This window comes from Lysinibacillus sp. NPDC093190 (genome assembly GCF_050280425.1).
In the GTDB taxonomy this organism is placed as follows: Bacteria; Bacillota; Bacilli; order Bacillales_A; family Planococcaceae; genus Lysinibacillus.
In genome coordinates this window covers 54,218-74,172 of the sequence record NZ_JBNNVG010000021.1, presented here as the reverse complement: position 1 = coordinate 74,172, position 19,955 = coordinate 54,218, and the positions used below count along the sequence as shown (strand labels likewise).

At 32.3% G+C, this 19,955-nt stretch carries 11 protein-coding genes and 1 pseudogene; 3 read left to right on the top strand and 9 right to left on the bottom strand.

The window, feature by feature from the left end; genetic code table 11:
* Positions 1–67: 67 nt before the first annotated feature.
* Complete coding sequence (locus ACQKOF_RS16540) at positions 68–430, bottom strand: cyclic-phosphate processing receiver domain-containing protein (RefSeq protein ID WP_241774499.1); 363 nt, start codon at positions 428–430, stop codon at positions 68–70.
* 245 nt (positions 431–675) lie between these two features.
* On the opposite strand from ACQKOF_RS16540, the gene ACQKOF_RS16535 reads away from it, so the two are divergent.
* Complete coding sequence (locus ACQKOF_RS16535; RefSeq protein ID WP_427559247.1) at positions 676–1,812, top strand: tyrosine-type recombinase/integrase; 1,137 nt, start codon at positions 676–678, stop codon at positions 1,810–1,812.
* Positions 1,813–2,365: 553 nt separating this feature from the next.
* On the opposite strand, the gene ACQKOF_RS16530 is transcribed toward ACQKOF_RS16535, so the two are convergent.
* The 3 genes from ACQKOF_RS16530 to ACQKOF_RS16520 form a co-directional block, all read right to left on the bottom strand.
* Positions 2,366–5,797 carry a DEAD/DEAH box helicase gene (locus tag ACQKOF_RS16530; protein WP_427559244.1) on the bottom strand — a complete coding sequence of 1,144 codons (3,432 nt, stop codon included), beginning with the start codon at positions 5,795–5,797 and terminating at the stop codon, positions 2,366–2,368.
* Positions 5,775–6,689, bottom strand: coding sequence for a hypothetical protein (locus ACQKOF_RS16525; RefSeq protein ID WP_427559241.1), 915 nt, complete (start codon positions 6,687–6,689; stop codon positions 5,775–5,777). Before ACQKOF_RS16525 ends, ACQKOF_RS16530 begins: the two co-directional genes overlap by 23 nt.
* A gap of 890 nt (positions 6,690–7,579) precedes the next feature.
* Positions 7,580–9,511 (bottom strand): DNA/RNA helicase domain-containing protein, encoded by a 1,932-nt coding sequence (locus tag ACQKOF_RS16520; RefSeq protein ID WP_427559238.1) that lies wholly within the window; start codon positions 9,509–9,511, stop codon positions 7,580–7,582.
* Positions 9,512–10,348: 837 nt separating this feature from the next.
* Between ACQKOF_RS16520 and ACQKOF_RS16515 the strand changes: the two genes are divergently transcribed.
* The gene (locus ACQKOF_RS16515; RefSeq protein ID WP_427559235.1) at positions 10,349–11,824 is read left to right on the top strand and encodes a hypothetical protein; all 1,476 of its coding nucleotides are present in this window, start codon (positions 10,349–10,351) and stop codon (positions 11,822–11,824) included.
* Between the two features lie 100 nt (positions 11,825–11,924).
* Here the strand turns inward: ACQKOF_RS16515 and ACQKOF_RS16510 are convergent.
* The 5 genes and pseudogenes from ACQKOF_RS16510 to ACQKOF_RS16490 form a co-directional block, all read right to left on the bottom strand.
* A pseudogene (locus ACQKOF_RS16510) lies at positions 11,925–12,197 on the bottom strand (group II intron reverse transcriptase/maturase); the annotation flags it as partial.
* 713 nt (positions 12,198–12,910) lie between these two features.
* Positions 12,911–14,554 carry a hypothetical protein gene (locus tag ACQKOF_RS16505; protein ID WP_427559232.1) on the bottom strand — a complete coding sequence of 548 codons (1,644 nt, stop codon included), beginning with the start codon at positions 14,552–14,554 and terminating at the stop codon, positions 12,911–12,913.
* A 2-nt stretch (positions 14,555–14,556) separates the two neighbouring features.
* Positions 14,557–16,089 carry a hypothetical protein gene (locus ACQKOF_RS16500; RefSeq protein WP_427559230.1) on the bottom strand — a complete coding sequence of 511 codons (1,533 nt, stop codon included), beginning with the start codon at positions 16,087–16,089 and terminating at the stop codon, positions 14,557–14,559.
* 404 nt (positions 16,090–16,493) lie between these two features.
* The gene (locus ACQKOF_RS16495; RefSeq protein WP_427559227.1) at positions 16,494–16,739 is read right to left on the bottom strand and encodes a hypothetical protein; all 246 of its coding nucleotides are present in this window, start codon (positions 16,737–16,739) and stop codon (positions 16,494–16,496) included.
* A gap of 19 nt (positions 16,740–16,758) precedes the next feature.
* The gene (locus ACQKOF_RS16490) at positions 16,759–17,661 is read right to left on the bottom strand and encodes an HNH endonuclease (protein ID WP_427559225.1); all 903 of its coding nucleotides are present in this window, start codon (positions 17,659–17,661) and stop codon (positions 16,759–16,761) included.
* Positions 17,662–17,782: 121 nt separating this feature from the next.
* Between ACQKOF_RS16490 and ACQKOF_RS16485 the strand changes: the two genes are divergently transcribed.
* Positions 17,783–19,609, top strand: a complete 1,827-nt coding sequence (locus tag ACQKOF_RS16485; protein ID WP_427559222.1) for a DNA/RNA helicase domain-containing protein — start codon at positions 17,783–17,785, stop codon at positions 19,607–19,609.
* The last annotated feature ends 346 nt before the right edge of the window (positions 19,610–19,955 follow it).

The following is a 19,955-nucleotide window of genomic DNA, read 5'->3' as shown; positions in this document are numbered from 1 at the left end:
GTAATGGAATACCTTATTTGATTGCTATTGAGCACCCAATAACTTTTACGAATTGTTTAGTATAACTTCATTTAGTATATTTATTTTCAGTAATGGAATAGTGATAAATTTCAATATCTGAATCAATGAAGCCTCTTCGCTTTGCCCCATGCAACGTTTGATACATATTCTCTCTACCAACAGGGTTGTCCGTATGAATATATATTTTGTTTGCCCGTAACCCTTTTTCACAAATATATTTTACTAAGTCATAACCCGTTGGCAATAGATTACCTTGTAAATCCTCTCCCAAATCATGGTCAAGAGAAAGTATATCTACTTCGTGATTTTCAAGTAGAAGAATTGCTTCTTGAAACGTTCTTGCCACAACAAAACCACTCGGACAATCTCTTAAATCATCAACATAAAGATTTATCTTTTGTGTACCCAAAATCATCACATCCTTAATGCATCGTTTGTTTCAATTGTGTAGTGTAATAAAGGATTTTGCAAATATACAACCACTAATTACAAATAGTCTTTTTACTATCATCATTATTTCAACATTAAATGCTACCAAAATAAAGGTAGCTGATTTATTGGGAAACCATTTTTTATACGCTATACTTACAATATAGTTAATCGCAGCATTAACTGTACCCCTAGTTTCCCTGTATGGTTCTAGGAGGCATTTTAATGAAAGACCCTATTAAATCATATACAAAAAAAGATGGCAAAATCTACTACATGTTTAAGCTTTATTTAGGGATGGATAGCGAAACAGGCAAACAAATTCATGTTACTAGACGCGGCTTTCAAACAAAAAAAGAGGCTAATCTTGCCTTAGCTCAATTAAGAGTCGAAGTTAGTAAAGGGGAATTTAAGAAACCTAAAACAGAAACTTACGAGGATATATATAATGTCTGGATTCAGCACTATGAAAGAACGGTTGAAGAAAGTACCTTTGTCAAAACACTAGGAATTTTCAGGAATCACATTCTACCTGCATTAGGTCACTACCGAATTGAGAAATTGAGTGTAGCAATCTGCCAAAGCTTTGTTGATGACTGTTCCTTGAAACTAAAAAGATTTCGAATGGTTAAAACTTACGCATCTAAAGTAATTGATTTCGCTATTAAGCGTGAGTACATCAGTTCTAATCCATTTAAGTTAGTGGATCTTCCAAAAATCAAAACCTCTGCTGTATTAGATAGCGAGGTCAACTACTATTCAAAAGAGCAGCTAATTGACTTTCTTCAATGCTTAAAGCAATATGATAACGCTCAAATAACCGCATTTTTCTACCTGCTTGCATTTTCAGGTATCCGTAAAGGGGAGGCACTTGCATTAACCTGGGCGGATTTAAATTTCGATACAAAGGAACTGCTCATTACAAAAGCTCTTTCAAGAGGTAAAAATAACAAGCTTTATATCAAATCAACGAAAACCGATACGATACGCCAGCTTTTAATCGATGATGAAACATGCAGCATCTTATCTGAATGGAAAAGGATTCAGCAAGTTAAATTTCCAAATGCGAATGACAAAAGTCAATTAGTGTTTACAAACGAACAAAATGGCTTATTGCAACAAACGGTTCCTAGAAAATGGCTCATGAAAATCATCGACACTTACGGCTTGCCCTATACACATGTTCACTCATTTCGTCATGTGCATTGCTCTTTACTTTTCGAAGCAGGTGCAAGTGTCAAAGAAGTACAAGAACGATTAGGACACACAGATGTGCAAACAACGCTCAACATATATACGCACCTATCAAAACGTGCAAAAAACGATACAATTAATAAGTTTGTGACGTACTTAAACTCATAAACTTGACCCAAAAGTGACCAGATTTATAGCCAGTTTCTGCTGAAAAGCCCAGAAAACTCAGTACAACAAAAATAGAAAAAACCCTTGATATACAAGGGTTTTGACCACTCTAGACAACTCTAGAAAATTCTATTATGGAGACGGCGGGAGTCGAACCAACCGTCTCAAAACATTATAATATCAAGGCTTGCGGGGGCAAGTGGTTATTTTGACTACGTTTTTGACTACGTTTTTATTCTTTAATGATTTCCCTTATACACATCCGTTGAGAAATAATAGCCTTTAAATTGATTAGACTTACAATTCCTACATCCATTTACTTCTTTACGAAAAGTTTTAACACAACCCACTGGCACTGTAATACATTAATAGTAAAAATCATTCTTGCTATTTCATTTAAAATAAATCAATAACATTATTTTTCGACTTACTCTTTCATAAACAATCGCTATGAATTATTACGTAATAAAGAGTCATCATTTATTAATAACAGAACAATTAATTTAATTAACTTTTGTCTATTTTTAATTAGAATTAAATATCATTAGTTGTATTATTTTTTCTCCTTATTCATTAACACTTTAATATGATTCCAATCCTTATTATAAGGTATAGTACGAATTACCTTTATTATATATTTAGTATCATTCAAATCCATATCAGTTGCAATTATTTTCGCAATATCTCTTGGGACGTAACCTACTTGTTTTTCATTATATTTGATTGCAATTGCAAAAGGATCATACTCATTATTCATTTCTCTTTCATAAGTTAAATACTGATTACTCTTAAGTAACCTTGAAATTTCTTTTCTAGAGTTCTCAAATCTAATACCTCTTATGTTAAAAACATATCCCTCTTTAAATTTCTGTTTAAAATTAAATTTCAAGCCAACTTCCATTAACTCTTCTATCTCATAAGAATCAAATCCACCAATACTTAATTGTTCTTTTGTTATGTTTACTAGAGCAGAAATAAATTTACGTAATGTTCTTCTTTTAAAGATAGAGGATATTTTTATAGCCAACCCTCTATCTTTAATACCAAGTGCTAGTGCCATACAAGCATTTTGAGAGTTTACTCCATATCTTAGATACATTGATAAACTTTTAATATTTTTAGGAAGTTTATTCCAACTCACATCCATTACGTGACACATTAATGTGATAAATGCACTAATTCCCCAAGGATACCTAAAATATAAACACTCTTGTATAAATAGCTCCATTCTTCTTGAATCCGCTTTGTACTTATCATCAGCATCTGCCCATAATAATCTTAATGATTCTATCTCTAATCCACTAAGCCATGCTTCTATAAAATTTAACCCTTTATTAAAATCTATATTTTCGAATTTTTTAGTCTGATTAGATTTCATTTCTCTTATTGGATATTCATTAATTAAATAATATATGTGTTTAAGTAATTTTAAATAATCATCAGCTATATAAATCTCTTTTAGATGTTCATTATTTTCATTTATATAATCTAATATAATTTCATTACTATATAATGATAGTCCTGTTTTTGAAAAAGCAGAAATTTCTTCCTTCGTTTTACCATTTTTCACATTACTAGCTAAATCCTTTAAACTCGAAGATAGAAGCTTTAAGTTTTCTGTATTTGTTTGTAACTTAAATAAGCTATTATCATTAATCATCTCAATTATGTCATCTAGCCCATTATCTTCATACAATTCCTCGGCAAGGACGTGAATTAAATGTGACTCTGCCCCACCTTCTAAGTCAGATAAAAATTCATCATTATTTATAAGCCTAGATGATAGTTTCTCAATTAAGACAGAAAAATAACTTGTCAAATTCTCTAAATTGTCTTTTTGAATATATTTATTAAACAGATCATTATCCTTACTACTACTAGTTAAGTAAATAACTTGTCCTTCTGTTTCTAACCCAGCCCTCCCAGTCCTACCAATAATATTCCAGAAATCTCTTACAGAAATTTCTTTATAGTCCTGTTTAGAATTATTTATTACTAAAGAGTGTATTACTAAATTTTTTATCGGGAAATTTACTCCCTGACCAATTGTGTTTGTAGAAATTAAAATCTTCAATATATTATTCCGATAATCTTCTTCAATAGCTCTTTTGACAGGCTCAAACATTTCCCCATTATGTATTCCAATTCCTCTGTTTATACATTTTGTGATAATTGAATCCTTACCATACCATTTAAGAGCAATTTTATAAGAATTACTATTTTCATTCGTATGGAAATAAGATAGTACAGGTTTTTTTTGAGATTCAATATATTCTATATAGTCATAAAGACTAGATGCCACTGAGTAAGACCATCTCGGAATTGAACAGAATATAAGTGTACTACCACTATTTGATAGATTATATGCAATAATTGCAGCTGTCTCACTCTTACGAAAAATACCTTTTGATTTTCTTGGATATGTTCTTAGTCCTATTTTATGAACAAATAAAAAATCTTTAGTAATTTTCTCTTCATTATCTTCAGTTAAATTAACATATTCTAATTTACCAATCCCATTATCCCAATAAAATTTACTTATAAACCTTCTAGTAGGTTCCCAAGAAACACCATCTACTTTAGGTGACTTAATTACATTATGGCTATTACCACTTATCCATGTAGAAAGCTGTGATACGCTTTGCTCAGATAAGACAGCTGAAATAAATAATGTATTCAACATTGGAAACTTAATTTTTAATCTTATCATTAAAAACTCAAGTAAAGCAGATCTTTGAGAAAGATCTCCTATAATATGACCTTCGTCTATTACTATAAGTGCAATATTTGCAAAAAATTCTGGCCTTACCCTAAATAAAATGTCCAATTTTTCAGGGGTAGCAATTAAAATATCTGCTTCATCCATAATAATAACCTGTAAGTCATCTAGTTCGTAACTTCCATTTAATGAAGTAACAGAATAACCAATCAATGAAAATTTTTTAGCTAATTCCTGTTCTTTTTCATTTGTTAGTGACCTATATGGAGCAACATAAATACATTTTTTATCCCTATTTTTAACTAAAGCATTTAAAATTGCTAATTCTGCTATTAAGGTTTTCCCAGCACTAGTTGGCATTTGAATCACATAATTTTGATTATTGGAAAGATATCCTGAATCTATCGCCTCTATTTGTGACATCCAAAATTCGAATAACGAAATCCTTTTACTAGAATCTTGAATTTCATTATCTTTAAAAGGATTGATTGTTAATAATTTTAAATAACTTTTCCATTGTGGATTATTAACGTCAACCTCATCTCTTAACTTAATCCAGACAGATCTATTTTTGAACACTGAGAGCCTATACATCAATAGAAAAAGCAAATATGAAATATGAGTATTTCCTTCATCAAGAAAATATTTATATACATTATTAAGGCTCGGTAAAAAATCATTATCATTACCATATAGTGCAGCATTGTAGAAGCTTTTCATAGCATCTTTATATAGTTTTGTACCTTTGCTCTCATCTTCTGTTTCAATCATTATTTCCTCTAAGGCATTATATAATTTTTTATTTAATAATTTTGTTATATTACCCAAAATATAATTATCTGTTTTTATATTTTCATCTACCGAAGAATATATAGAACTTAGACTATATTCTGTGATTTCCCTGATAATACATAAAGCATTGGCTTGATATCCTGCTATATCATAACAAAGAGCTGCTAAAATACCACAATATTCCTTCTCATATTCCCCAGACACTTTATAAAGATTTTCATAAACTTCAGCGCATTCTCTTATAGCCTTTTTGGCAAGTATATTAGTAGAATCATAGCTTAATAAGGTAATTGCGTTTGTAGACAAAAATAATGTTTCTCTCCATATTTTACTTTCATCTATTTTAACTATATTATTTGTTTCTAATCTGATATTAATTAATTTCTTTTTATCACTTAAGAATGATTCTTCTGAAGCATTTAGTATATCATTAATATCTTCCTCTACTTTTTTATAAAACTCCTCTTTTTTCATCAGTGTATACCTCCCTAACCGCCTGTTCTATTGAACGTTCAAAAGCTTTCTCATAAAGACTCCTTAATTCGTTAATAAGTATTACCTTAACTTCTAGTGGATATAATTTTGGTGGTAGCGTATTTAACTCTTCTAAGATTTTTTCTCGATATAGAGACTGTTCTACTATAATTATTATTTCATAAGATTTATTATATTTGTCAGGATGTTTAACAATGTCACTATACTTCGCAGCTATTTCATAAAACTCTTCAGCTTTATCTGTAACATCAGCATTGTCAAAGTGCACAGCAATATCAAAATAATACCTAAATAAGTAATCTGCTATTGCTTCTGTGTTAGGAGATTGTTGATCATTAAACAATCCTTGATGAGCAACTACTCCTATATAATGACTCTTATCTTCATTATTTATCTTGACTTTTTCTTTTTTCATTGTTATTCGAGACTTTATTTCATAATATCTAAGATCAGTTATCTTTTCTCCAAAGTTATGTGAAATCATATCAGTACAAAAAACTGATCTATTATTATTAAATTTCCATCTTATCTTGCAGATTGGAATTTGCATATTATCAAACTTCTCGACTAATTCCATTGCAACTGTTTCTCCAAAATCCCCCTGCCTAACATTTTTTCTAATATTTTGTTCTCCTACCAGCTCTTCTATATTTGGTAATGCATAGGTTTTTAAATAATTAATTAAACTTTCCTTTGGTTCATCTTTATATGCATGTTTAAGAGCTTTTTTGTCTCTAAATGCTTCTAGTAAATTTAATCCAAGATAATCTAGTATACTTTCGTCTATTTCTGAAATTTCTATAAATTCAACTTTTGAAAAACCATATGTATTTTTATCCTCTTCATTTTTACTTAGCCATTGTCTTATCATAAAATAGCCCCCTAAATTTAGTAAATTAAAACAATACTTATTTTATCACTTCGGGACAATTTATTCATATCAATGTTAAAATTACACCTCTTTAAAGATTAATGGTAAAACCAATAAATATTGACTATATATTAAAAGCTGTTTGTATTTTGACATTTGTTCTTTTTCTATTTTTAACAGGTATTCACAATAAGTAGTGGAATACCTTATTTGATTGCTATTGAGCACTCAATATTTCTACCGTTTTCAACTGCGTGTTCAACTATAAAATCAATTATTTCTTGATTATTCATTATATCCTTCTCATTTTCACTTTAGAGAAATTTACCACATTTAACTATACTAGGTGAAAACAAATAAAAAACACGCAACATCAAATGACATTACGTGTTCACTACCTTGCTATTTACTTGCCTTGTATAATTGCGCTCGTTTGTTTTCAAATTCCTCTCGCTTCTTCAACAACCATTCCATCGATTCATTGAAAAATACATCCGCGCTATGCCATAATTGCAGTAATACTGTATCCCTAGAGAAGATATACACATCGGCGGTAGTCGAACCAACCGTCTCGGAATGTTATTTTATCAAGGCTTGCGGGGGCATAGATTATTTTTGACTACGAGTTATAAAGAAATTACGGGGTAAAGATTAGTAAAAGAACTATCATTAAAAAACAGGCTAAGTGTATCCCCTAGCCCGCCTTTACTATGTTTTATTTTGAAAGCTGATCATTATCATTTTCGTCGATTACGTACGAGTGTGATTTTGCTACTCCTACCTGAAATTACCTACTACTGTCTTCTCCTTCGTAATCCTTTAAATTCGGATTTCCTGCTTCATCTACAAAAATACATAATTCCCCCATATAACTTCCCGAGAAGCATTAATTATTTGTACTCCTCTACTTTTTCTGCAACTAGTAAATTCTTCATTTCACTTCGCTCATCATATACTTTTACTAAACGTTGCTTCAAATATTCCGCAAGTTTTTCATCCGTACAATACAAAAAACATCCCTTTTGCCCGCGTGACATCAATGTACGATACGTATTTCGAATAATCGCATCAACAGCCACCGCTGCTTTCTCTGGTTCTTCCTTCATCCATTTTTTAATGCCTTTAACAGATTGATCAGTTTTCGCACGTTTTGTATAGTCGGTAATAACGATGCCATCTTCATAGCGTAAATCGTCGCCAATAATGACGCCAACATAATCAAACTCTAAACCTTGGCATGTATGAATACAGCCCGCTTCATCTACGGATGCTTCCGCAATTGCCCAAATATCATTCCCTAAATTCCAGCTGATTGAAAAATCATACTCTTCGATGACGATGTCATGTACGTCACGATTATTTTTCTCACCCGAAATCCAATCCCAGCAGTAGCCTGCCACAATTCGAGCCTTGTTGTTAACTTTATTTTTCTCTTTAATCATATTGCGTAGCAAATTTGGCGAGTCTACTATTTGAATATCGTAATCCATCCCTAAATCATTATTATTTGCTGTTTCACGAATTCCAAGGACATCATCTAACCACGCAATATAACCATCCGAACCATCACATCTAAATTGCGAAGCTAATTCTCCTTCGTATACTTGCAAACCTAATTCATCAGCAAATCTTTTAATTAGCTCCACACTACCAATATCCTTTAATGTCACTCGTTGTGCCTCATCAATGAAAAACACACTGAACTTCGCACTATTCATAAGCTCCTTTACTTGGTTTTCACCAAGATTACTAAATAAGCCTGACTTTTCATTTAATCGATGTGCCTCGTCCACTATTAAAACATCAAATTCATTTTTATCTGTAGCATGGAAACTTCCAGAACCTTTAAATAGGTTATCGATGCTTTTTTTCTTCATCGTACCTTTCAGCTTCGTTGCATAGACATCTCGTGGCGCACTATTTTTCGTTACGTACATGGCAAAATAATCGTCCTGAATCAGCTGTACTAACAGGTTGATTGCTAATACAGATTTCCCTGTACCTGGACCACCTATTACAATGAAAACACCTTTTTTATTCTCTGCAATACAGCTTGCTGAATAATCTAAAATTTGCTCATACACTACCTTTTGATCATCAATCATTACAAACTCTGGATTACCCTGAAGCATTGCAGCTATACTATCTTGAAGCGATTTAGAAGGCTTAATTCGACCATTCTCAATTTTTGCAATGATATCATTTTTATCACCATATTTAATATATTTTTTTATAAATTGGCGAAGTTGCTCCATTTCGCCTTTTCGGAAAACCGGTGACTTTTCAATATACTCTGCATAATGTTCATCTAATAATGGATCATTTTCTTGAATGAAATAATTATGTAGATACGCACATGGCTGAAGATGAATTGGTACATTTCGGACTTCTTCATTGAAGTCTTCAATTAAACAAGAATAACTCCAAGCCTGATAAGACGGATGTGTCGTTGGACGCTTTGAGCCACCCAAATAAGTTTCTACCACAACGGCATCAAGGCGATCATTTTTTTCTACCGTTTCCCATTGCTTCAGTTCAACAATGACTGCATGGTCCTCTAATCCGTCATTACCTGCAATAATAAAATCGACACGCTTCCCTGTGTTCGGAATTTTAAATTCAATCGCTGTCTTCGCATCTTTTGGGATTTCTCGATCACGTAAAACATTCGACATACGCTGTAGCGAATGATCCCATGAACGGATTTCACTCTTTGATGTACGACCGATTTTTTCTTGATAAACATTATATAAACGATCAACAATAACTTCATTTGCAACGTCTTCAAGGAATTCTGAAATATTAGCCTCATAAATAATCATATAAATACCTCATTTCGATATGGCCCAATACATATTCTTCCTAATATTTTATCATGAAAATTAAAGATATATCTGTTCAACTCTTATATTTATAGTTACAATCATCTGAATTAATTTGATAGTTTAAAATTAATAATACGACAATTTTCTCAACCAACTTTTAATAATTTCACATACTAACAATGATAGCGAACATGATGCGAATTGGTTTAAAATAGAAAATAAAGAAAACAATATTATCCTTGAAACCATAAAATCATTAAAATCTAAAGAAGAAAAGGTGGATAGCTATTTGTATGCCAGTATCTTTAGTTATCTAGTTTCTATTTTGGCTGAATTTGCTGATAGTTTGGATACAGATGATCAATACCTACTTAATTTGTATAAGGACTTTTATGAAGTTATAAGTTGGTATAATGAGGAATCATTAGTTAAATTGTTGATTTAGTTATATTAGTTTATTTCTATACAAAAAATGAACTAGATCTATGTCAAATTGAAGTCATCAACATGTTAATAAAAAAATTAGTTGGACCTATATTCAATTACAAGATGGTTGGAATATTTACCAATAACCCTATAGTGCAATATGATTGATATGGAAGTATTTCCGAGAATATCAAACCATGTAAATTAATATAAAGAGTACCACAACTGTGCTATAAATTTTAATAAATTGTAGAGCTGGAATGAGAAATCATTTCAGTTTTTTATTCTACAATTTTAATTCTATAAAATGTTTGGTGTTTCAATATATTCTCTTACAGTTCTATATCCCTACAATATCTTCTAGTTAAATGATACAATATATTTAATATACTAGGATGGGGAAAAAGCATGAAAATAAGTGAATACTTTAAATTAAATAGAAAACAAAATGAATTAGACTTTGTCGATATTGATTTTAACAATGATATGCCTCTGTTCTTAGACCCATACTTTCTTTCTATTAGAGAAGATAGGTGGTCCCAAGAAGCGAATGCAACGCTCCAATCTTTTTTTCAATATATACTAACTCTGTTTAAAAACGGGAAAGTAGCTGATGCACAGCATAACTTCAAATTTACAGAACCCTACGAGACATGTCTTGGTTTATCGAGGGAAGGAGTAAAGGGAAAAAGTTTAGGTGAAGCAGATGCTACTAAACTTTTTCAGCATATCATTGATAGTGGTGGTTTAGAAGATGGTTTAATTTCTAGCGTTAATGAAATTAAAATATTTGTAGATAATATATCCCACGATAAAATATCAGATTTATGTACAAATGTTATTCGTAAACATTTAATTGAATATACAAAAAATCAATGTGAATTGTATGGCATCCCGCTACAACAGCAAGTTGCAACAAAAGAGTATTGGAATCCCGTCACTTTAGAATGGACTTCAAGTTATGAGGAAATGCTCGTTATAGAAGATGAACCCATTTTACTGGTTCCAAAGTCTATTGTTTGTAGAAAAAAAGGTTTCTATTATGATTCTGCACAATATGCACGACACTTTGTATTAAATTTTTTAGTGAGTGAAGAATTAAGGTTAAATACGAATTTGGTAAAGCGAAGAAAACTACAGAATGGTAAAACAAAGGTAAGCATAGTTAAAGAAGATGTTGCAAAAAAATATAATGCATATAGCAAAAATTATTTACGGCGCTTTACTAGGCAACATCCTGAATACTTTGATAGGTTTAAGGCTAGCGCAGAACAAAAATTATCCTCTCTAACTAATGAAGAAATACTAGAAGATCACGGTAATGATCTTTATCTAGACATTATTAATCGATTAATTCACGAGTTCACCGAGATTAACACTGGAACAAGAGATGCTGATAAATTTCACAATCATATTATTGCCTGTATGAATTTTTTATTCTATCCAAGTTTAACTAATCCAGTAAAAGAACAGGAGATTCACCAGGGAAGAAAACGAATTGACCTTGCTTATAATAATGCGGCGCAGGAAGGTTACTTCTATAACTTACAGTCCGTGAAAGATATACCATCAGCCTATATTTTTGTGGAATGTAAAAATTATACAAAAGATGTAGCTAACCCTGAACTTGATCAACTGAATGGAAGATTTTCTCCCAATAGAGGGAAAGTCGGTTTCATGGTATTCAGAAATTGCAAGAATGAAGAGATTCTTATACAAAGATGCGCAGATTATTACAAAGACAATAAAAATCTTATTTTACCAATGAAAGATGAGGATTTCATCCATATTTTGTCCCAGCTAAAGGACGATACGTTGTACAGAGATAATAGCCCACAGGAACAATTCCTGGGTGAATTAACACAAAAGATTATTTTAGCATAGGATGAAATCGAGTAGGAGGGAGTGATTAACTCCCTACCTCTCACACCACCGTATGTACGGATCCGTATACGGCGGTTCAATTAAAATGAGTAACGCAAGGTTGCGATATAGCTTGTTGAATCAAACGGTCTGTCACGATTGGTATTCCTAATAGACTCACACCGCCGTCTGGTTTCGGGATTTCGACACGACGTACTGATTACGGTTCATAGGTTCCCGTTAGAATTTGCGCTTTAATGGATTCCCAATTTTTGAGGATGTGCTGACGTAAGGTTTGTACGGGCATCATGTCTACTCCATGTCCTCCTTTATTCGCTTCCACTCGCTTTAATGCTTGTATCATATTCAGACGTGCTAGAATTTGATTCAACATCGTCATTTCGTTCCTTTTCGTGAATAGCTTGTCTTCTTATGCCCACTTGAACTACACCCTCCGCAAATAACCTCATGGACTTCACCATTACTTTCTAAGCGTGAGGTTTCTCTGTTTTCTGGGTTTATTCATTCAAGATGGAATGCCAAGGGCTATTCTCTCTTAATTGTTCGGTCCTTCCGATTAGTTCTAGACCCAATCGTATTATGACCTCGGCTGACTTCTGATGGTTCAGCTACTTGTCATCAAGTAGGTTAAGAAGGGTACTTCACGCTTCCATCAGACCTCCCCGGGTAAGCGTATGCACTTTCACACCATCTATCCGCCTCATTTACTCGATATGACCTTCGACAGAAAGGACTTTGTGTTGTTAGGCACACTCATCCAATCATACCTAGCCTTATATGAGATTCGTGTTCCTCGGACCGGTGTTTTGCCTCCAGCTTCCTTCAGATTCCGTGTCGCCACGGACACCCTTGCTCTTGTCTAACCTCTACTTCTGTCTTCGGGGTTCCGGGACTCACACCATATAGTTCATACGCATGCCGGGCGCACATAAAGAGCCTTACTACATTTGATATGTAGTAAGGCTTTTAAAAGTTATTTAAAATCTTTTATAATAAAATTTGATTAAAATCGCCTTTTAATTTCTTTCCTTTGAGGCAGTTTCTTATTGGTTTTTTACAAAAAAAGGGTACATTATATTTATAATTTTATTTTATTTTCACTACTTTTGGACCTTCCTCAGTATAGCCCGTAATATTATATTGAACTACACCTCGATTTCTCATTTTTATTGCCACTAACTGCGCAAAATCTTCATTATGAGTTGATATCACAATATGTTTATCCTTATAACGAGAGTCCATTATTGCTCTAATAACATCAATTAAAGCAAGAATATTCACATCATCCATACTTTGAATTGGATCATCTAAAAACAATTGTTGTAGTTTACTATACTTTTGAGTTAACCCCAATCCCAAAAAGATACTTAAAGCGAGAATATTTAATTGTGCTGCACTGAACATCTGATCTAAATAAAGATCTATTTTATCACCTAGTTGTGTTTCTCCGATGAAATTTGTACCTCTTTCCGTATTAGTAATATGTAACTTTTTATGGAACGGATGTGGATTAATAGTTTCATACACCCAACTAATGATTGGATGTTTCTCTAACCGTTCTTTTACTACACGTTTTTGTTGACCTAGTAACCTTCCATGGATTTCAGTTATTTCTTTGCGATATACCTCTAAATCTATTTTCTTTTGAGATAAACTTGTTACTTTATCTGATAAATTATTATATTCTTTTAAATTTTCTTCATATATAGCAGGAAGTTTAAACTTACTTATCTCATCAAATTTTTGTGAAATGTTATTAATAACATCATCTATATCATTAATTTTTTTGATAGTAGCTATTATACCTTCCTCAGTATATTGATTAATATTCCCCTCCACTAGAAGAGCGATTTCACTTTCGATTTCTGTTAGGGAAACAGTACTTTTTAATATATCCAACTTTTCACTATTAAGTTTAAACCAATTTTCTTTATTTTTAATAAATTCCTCTAATTTATCTTTTTCAATTAACTTTGGTGTTACACCTTTTCCGAACAATATATTTATTGATTCAATTAGTTTATTATTCTTGTTTGAAATTAAATCAATCTCTTTGTGATGCTTTTGAACATTGGCATCAAATCCATTAATTTTCTTACGAATTTCATTCTCCACTATTTGGAACAATGAGTTGAAATCACTTCTTATATTATCCAATTTATTTAATAATTGATCGAATACTTGTTGCTTTAGTGATTCTTGAATTATTTTTATTTCCTCTATAAGTTCCTTCTCTTTAATACTTATTCCTTCAATTTCGATATTCCCTGAGGCAAAGGTAGAATCAATAATTGCTAAAATTTTATCCGAAACACTTAAATTAGATTTCCAGTTATTAATGTTTTTAATGTCATATTTAATATCTGAAAAATCATCGTTTAAGCACACTGGACAATTATTTATATCAGGATTCTCAATTAACAGTTTTTTTACCTGAGAAAGAACTTGTTGGTGCTCAGTATTAAGTTTAGAAATCATATCTTTTGTTTTAAGGATGTCTTCTAAATTTGATCTTTTTTGTTTAAATATATTATTCACATTATTAATTTTATCCATCATTTTTCTTCTAAGCCCTGGCAATCGTGTGATTACCGTATCTATATCTTTTAACAATTTTATTTCACAAATTATCAGGATTTTATCCTTATCTAAATTACAAATTCTACAATTTGGTAATTCTTCAAATAACACACTATTGATTAAACCCAACTCTTTTATTAATTCATCCATTATTATTTTCCTTTCTTAAAGCTATTTGCAAAAGCACAGTCACCGTCTTGAGTCAATAGTTTTAAGCATGAAGTACACTTGTATTCAAACGATTGGAATAAACCTTGTTGTATTAAAGTACCGTAAGGTCTTGCAATATCAATTACAATATTTTCTTCTATACTTTTCTTGTCATATTTACATATGTTACAAGAATTCTCGAAAATTATTGTTTCATCCCCTATAGCATTTATATATTCTGACTCCCGTAAACTATGCTCTATAAAAGAAGTAATTAAGGTTTCCTCATCTTCCCTATCACTAGAAGAAGGGGTTGTTCTTAATACAAAATCCCCAAAACCATTAAAGCCAATATTGTTAATTCCCTCTAAATCAATTAGTTCAACATCCCCAAGATTAGATTCCGAGGAGGAAGAAATTTCTGCCATAGCTTTAAAAAGATCCAATATGTTTAATGGATATGAATGTTCCGCACTCATAATAAAACGATTATTTACTTTCTTCTCTCCATGTAAACGTATTTCCTGAATCCATTGTTCAGTACATGCACCTAATACTTTTAAAATATGTTCTAATTGATCAGAAAATCCTTTTTTTATTAGTTTATTTTCATACTTAATTAATTCAGTTTCAATTTCTTTCATAGTCTTTACAAGCGAATCATTTTCAATCAGATCATTTATTGCATCTTTATGGCCTTTTACAATATCACTTAACTCATTCACGTATAATACATGCTTTGTCGCGCTCGTGGTTGTATTTAGAAATGCATTCATTATTAAGTAACGGATATTTGAATACTGCTTAGAATCGAAACCAGGAAATTGTTTCGTTAATTTATTTTCAATATCATTATTTAACCGAATAACACTGTTATATTTCTCTATTTTTGCTGCAGGGAAATCAAAACTTACTTTTTTTGCAAATTCAAGTATTGTTATATCATCTAAAAGGTTCTCTTTTGGGATATATAAAGCATAGTCCTTTGGATTTTCATGTAAATAGTTAATCAAAGCAATTTTGACCTTAGGACTTTTAAGATGTGGATTATCATTTTCGTATTTTCTTTTAAATGTTGCATATTTTCCCTTAAAAGGCTCTTTTTCTAAATACTCATAGACTAAACAATCCTTAATATAATTAATGTAATCAAGTGGTTCAGGAAAAGTACTGTTATTCCAGTTTTTAAAGAAGTCCAAATTACTGTTAGATATAGGAACATTGGTATTTAGAATAAACGATTCACCGACACGATTCACCGACTCCAGATATGTATTATAAAAATTAAATATTGTATGCCTAATAGCCTCACTATATCTTGTAAAATAATCATTCTTATAGAACTTAGCCTCAATGTAACTATCATCACCCTTGTTAACTCTAATATCTGCACCATATTCGACTCCGACGTAGCCTTCTGAAAACTGCTCAGAGATTGAAACAAGCTCCTTACAGGCAATTAAGAGTTGGAAATAAAAACCAGCTATTGAATGTTTGACATCAGTTGATTTCCTGTCATTTAAATTTAAACTCATTATTATCTCTTCTTTCATTTTAAAGTTACGTTAGTTCTTATCCTTCAATTATTGAAGAAATGATCATTACAAACCGATTTGATGGATATAAACTTTAGATTTATTAAAAAACAAAATTAATTTTAGATAGCAAAAAAAAATTTGTATCTGTATAAAAAACCTTATTTATATAAAATTATACATTATATAAAAATATTGGTCTATGTTTCACCCATCAGATAATGGGCGAAATTTCATTAGCTCCTATAGCACAACTTTTTTTAATTTCGCCCATTTTTTTATACCTATAAGTGCACCAAGAATAGATGCCGCAAGTTTTAAAAACTTCACTTGGTGTCACAATGCTCAATCTTGTAAATTTAAATCCGGTCTTTCTTTTTTCCCCTCCCACTCTCCTGGATAACTTAACCTTCTTTTTTTTCCTTCATCGTTCTAAAATAATTTTGTGTATTGCTTTGATGATCCGCGTTAAAATGCTGGGAAATCCTCGCACTATCCACATTATTAACTGTTAAACTTTGTGCTCTCTTTCTAATACCCGTTTGAACAAGCGCAATATCATCAATAGATTTTACTTCATTATTTTTAAATCGTTCATACGTTATCATTGCTGCCCCTAACCAAACTGCTTGATTTACGGTTAGATTCATATAAAACACCTACTTTGATTCATTGAATTTTTATAGCATTAATTAAATTTTGGTAATGCCCCTCCATATAACTCAACTGCTTTTCATTTAACATAACTCGCAAAGCATCGTTTACATTCAAAAATACACGAGCTGTTTCATCTAAAGAATGAGATATCACAATCTTTCCATTTAAATCAAACGAAATTAAATGTTTATCAAACAATGCATCATGATTCGGGCAAAGTAATAATCCATTATTCACATCAAGTCGCTCCTCATTTGTCGAAGCACTCCATGGTTTAATATGACTCGCAATTAGAACGCGCGGATCTGATACCCCACATAATGCACATTTACACTCACGTTCAATCAGTAACTTTTTAAACTTTCCCTGGCCTATACGTGATTTGATCAAACGTTCTTTTTCAGTTTGTGATATGGGTAGATTTTCAACTTGCTGAACTCCTCGAAATTCTTCTTGTAGCTCTTGCTTATCATGCGTAGCTGATGGTAGTTTCGAAAACTTCGCTTTGCTATCCATTAAGCGCAGTGGGAAAATCCATACAAGGCGCTGTCTGCCATCTTGATCTTTTTGTTGATCCTGATATGGCTCCCCCGCAAGCTCTACTTGTCCGCGATATGTATATTCTCTTGGCTTCATTACCTCAAAAAAGTGAATCTCCACTCCATTACTATCTGATTCCGCTAACGTAAAATTTTGACCGCTCATCTTCTGATCGCCACTCTGGCCCATTCCTGTGTAATGATAGATATCATCTTCAACCTTATCATCATAAAGCTTCTTCTTATCCGAAATAAGCGTCAAAGTATTAGTACTATTCGACTTACGCATTCCTCCCTGCGGCGCACATAAAAACACCTCACAAAGCTGTTGATTATTTACAACTTCATTTATTGCTAACGAACGTGTCATTGTCATGAAATAACCTCCCAAAATATTATTTATCCTTATTATTAAATACATTGTATAATGATGGAAAACATTGGACTATGGTGTCAGATGAAAAACTCGCTATTTTAATTATTCTATTAACTGGATGGTGATCACATTGAACTATGGCTGGAAAGGCACAATCAGAGAATTCCTACAACTTTCATTACACGACTTTGTTCAAACATTAACTTCTTATGTATATGGTTCACTCAGTTCACAGCAATGGCATGAGGAACAAGAAAAAATTCAATCACAGCAAAAAGCGTGGAAAGACTGCTTCGAAAAGTTGCAGCAAATTTTCCACAACTACAATACTCTTGATGGCTGGCTCATTTTTGAATATTCTATTTTACGTGGCAGTGGTCGTCGTCCAGATGTACTTTTGCTACTTCCTGGACACGTACTTGTCATTGAGTGTAAAAGCTATAACGCCGTTAGTGCTTCGGAATATTTACAAACTTCCCTGTATGTTCGTGATATCGAACATTACCATTCGACCGTACAGAAGCATTCACTCAAAGTAACAGGTGTATTACTACTGACAAACCATTCAAGTGGTACACTGTTACCAAAAAATGAGTTCCAAGTGTACTTAGCATCTCAAAATAGCTTATGCAAATTAATTAATGGGCTTATTAAACGAAGCACGAACAATACAATTTCAGCAGATCAATTTTTAGAAGGTACATATCAACCCTCCCCCTCTATGCTGGAAGCGGCACGTGCCATTTTAAACAATAAAGACTTACCGCGCATTAAAGCAGTTGATAGCAGTAACTTTGATGATGTATATAATACGATCCAATCCGTTATTGAGGAAGCGCAGCAAACAAACACGCACCATCTCATATTAGTTTCGGGTGAACCTGGTGCTGGGAAAACCTTTTTAGGCTTAAAGATCGCACATGCAACGCCAAATTCTATTTATCTCTCAGGCAACGGTCCATTAGTTGAAGTATTACAAGATACGCTCAACAATAAAACGTTTGTTCAATCACTTTATAGTTATAAGCGCGATTATTTGCAACACGGTAAAACGCCTCATGAGCAAATTATCATTTTTGACGAAGCCCAACGCGCCTGGGATGCACAAAAAATGAATAGCCATTTAAGCGAACCAGATGTCATTATTCAAATTGCAAAAGCGAATAAACCTTGGAGTGTTGTCATTGGATTAATTGGTGATGGACAAGAAATCCATTTAGGTGAGGAAAGTGGATTAAGTTTGTGGAATACGGCGATTCAAAACCAGGGTATTACCGTTCATGCAAAGCACGAAAACCTTTTATTTGAGAACGCTGAACGCTATGAACAACATGAACACTTACATCTAAACTGTTCATTACGTTCACATGCCGCGCTCAAATATTATGCTTTTGTGAATGCGTTGCTTGATGACGATATTGAAAATGCTCAGCTGTTGAAGCAACCCTTGGAACAACAACGTTATCCTATTTTCGTGACAAACGACTTACAGCGTGCAAAAGAACAACTGCGAAACTTATATACAGGCGATAATAAAACATTTGGAATTTTATGTGCTTCTGGTGCAGACCATTCAAAACATATTCCAGTAGTTCCATTCGGTGGACGTAATATGCTACCAAAACCTGCGACAGCTTATTTTAATTATCCGAATAGCGATTATTACTGTAAAGAATTACGCTATGCTGCAACTGAATTTCAAACACAAGGCCTTGAGTTAGATACAGCTATCGTACATTGGGATGAAGATTTATACTGGCATAATGGACAATGGCAATGCAACTACACTAAAACTGGTGCTAAAAATCCACAACAAATGAAAATTAATGCCTATCGAGTGCTTCTAACACGTGGCCGTGATGCTACGATTATTTATGTTCCTAATAAACCAATATTAAAAGGTACCTGGGATTTGTTCATTCATGAATTAAAAATACCGGTACTATAATTTTTTGGAGGGCCATTTATTAAAATCCCTCTATTAAATGTCGACATTTACCCTGATGAGTATTTGTAATACAACGAAATTTATATTATATTCAAATGCAGCCGTAAAGAATTCTAGCCAAATGCATACTGAAAATAATCCATATATAAATAAGTTGCACTCATAACAAAAAGCTGCTTGAACAAATCAAGCAGCTTTTTCATTTATAATTGTGCTGATTTTCACTTAACATTTTTTTCCTTATTACAAAAAGAACATTTTTAATATACCATATCTCTTTCCCTACGCAATTAATGTGAAACTTTCTATTGATTGATATCGCCATTACAATCATATTTTTCATAAT

Bases quoted from the DNA above. Each gene is read 5' to 3' on its own strand.
- ACQKOF_RS16495 (WP_427559227.1), bottom strand. From the start codon at position 16,739: ATGAATCTAACCGTAAATCAAGCAGTTTGGTTAGGGGCAGCAATGATA.
- ACQKOF_RS16530 (WP_427559244.1), bottom strand. From the start codon at position 5,797: ATGAAAAAAGAGGAGTTTTATAAAAAAGTAGAGGAAGATATTAATGAT.
- ACQKOF_RS16500 (WP_427559230.1), bottom strand. From the start codon at position 16,089: ATGAGTTTAAATTTAAATGACAGGAAATCAACTGATGTCAAACATTCA.
- ACQKOF_RS16490 (WP_427559225.1), bottom strand. From the start codon at position 17,661: ATGACAATGACACGTTCGTTAGCAATAAATGAAGTTGTAAATAATCAA.
- ACQKOF_RS16515 (WP_427559235.1), top strand. From the start codon at position 10,349: ATGAAAATAAGTGAATACTTTAAATTAAATAGAAAACAAAATGAATTA.
- ACQKOF_RS16505 (WP_427559232.1), bottom strand. From the start codon at position 14,554: ATGGATGAATTAATAAAAGAGTTGGGTTTAATCAATAGTGTGTTATTT.
- ACQKOF_RS16525 (WP_427559241.1), bottom strand. From the start codon at position 6,689: ATGATAAGACAATGGCTAAGTAAAAATGAAGAGGATAAAAATACATAT.
- ACQKOF_RS16535 (WP_427559247.1), top strand. From the start codon at position 676: ATGAAAGACCCTATTAAATCATATACAAAAAAAGATGGCAAAATCTAC.
- ACQKOF_RS16520 (WP_427559238.1), bottom strand. From the start codon at position 9,511: ATGATTATTTATGAGGCTAATATTTCAGAATTCCTTGAAGACGTTGCA.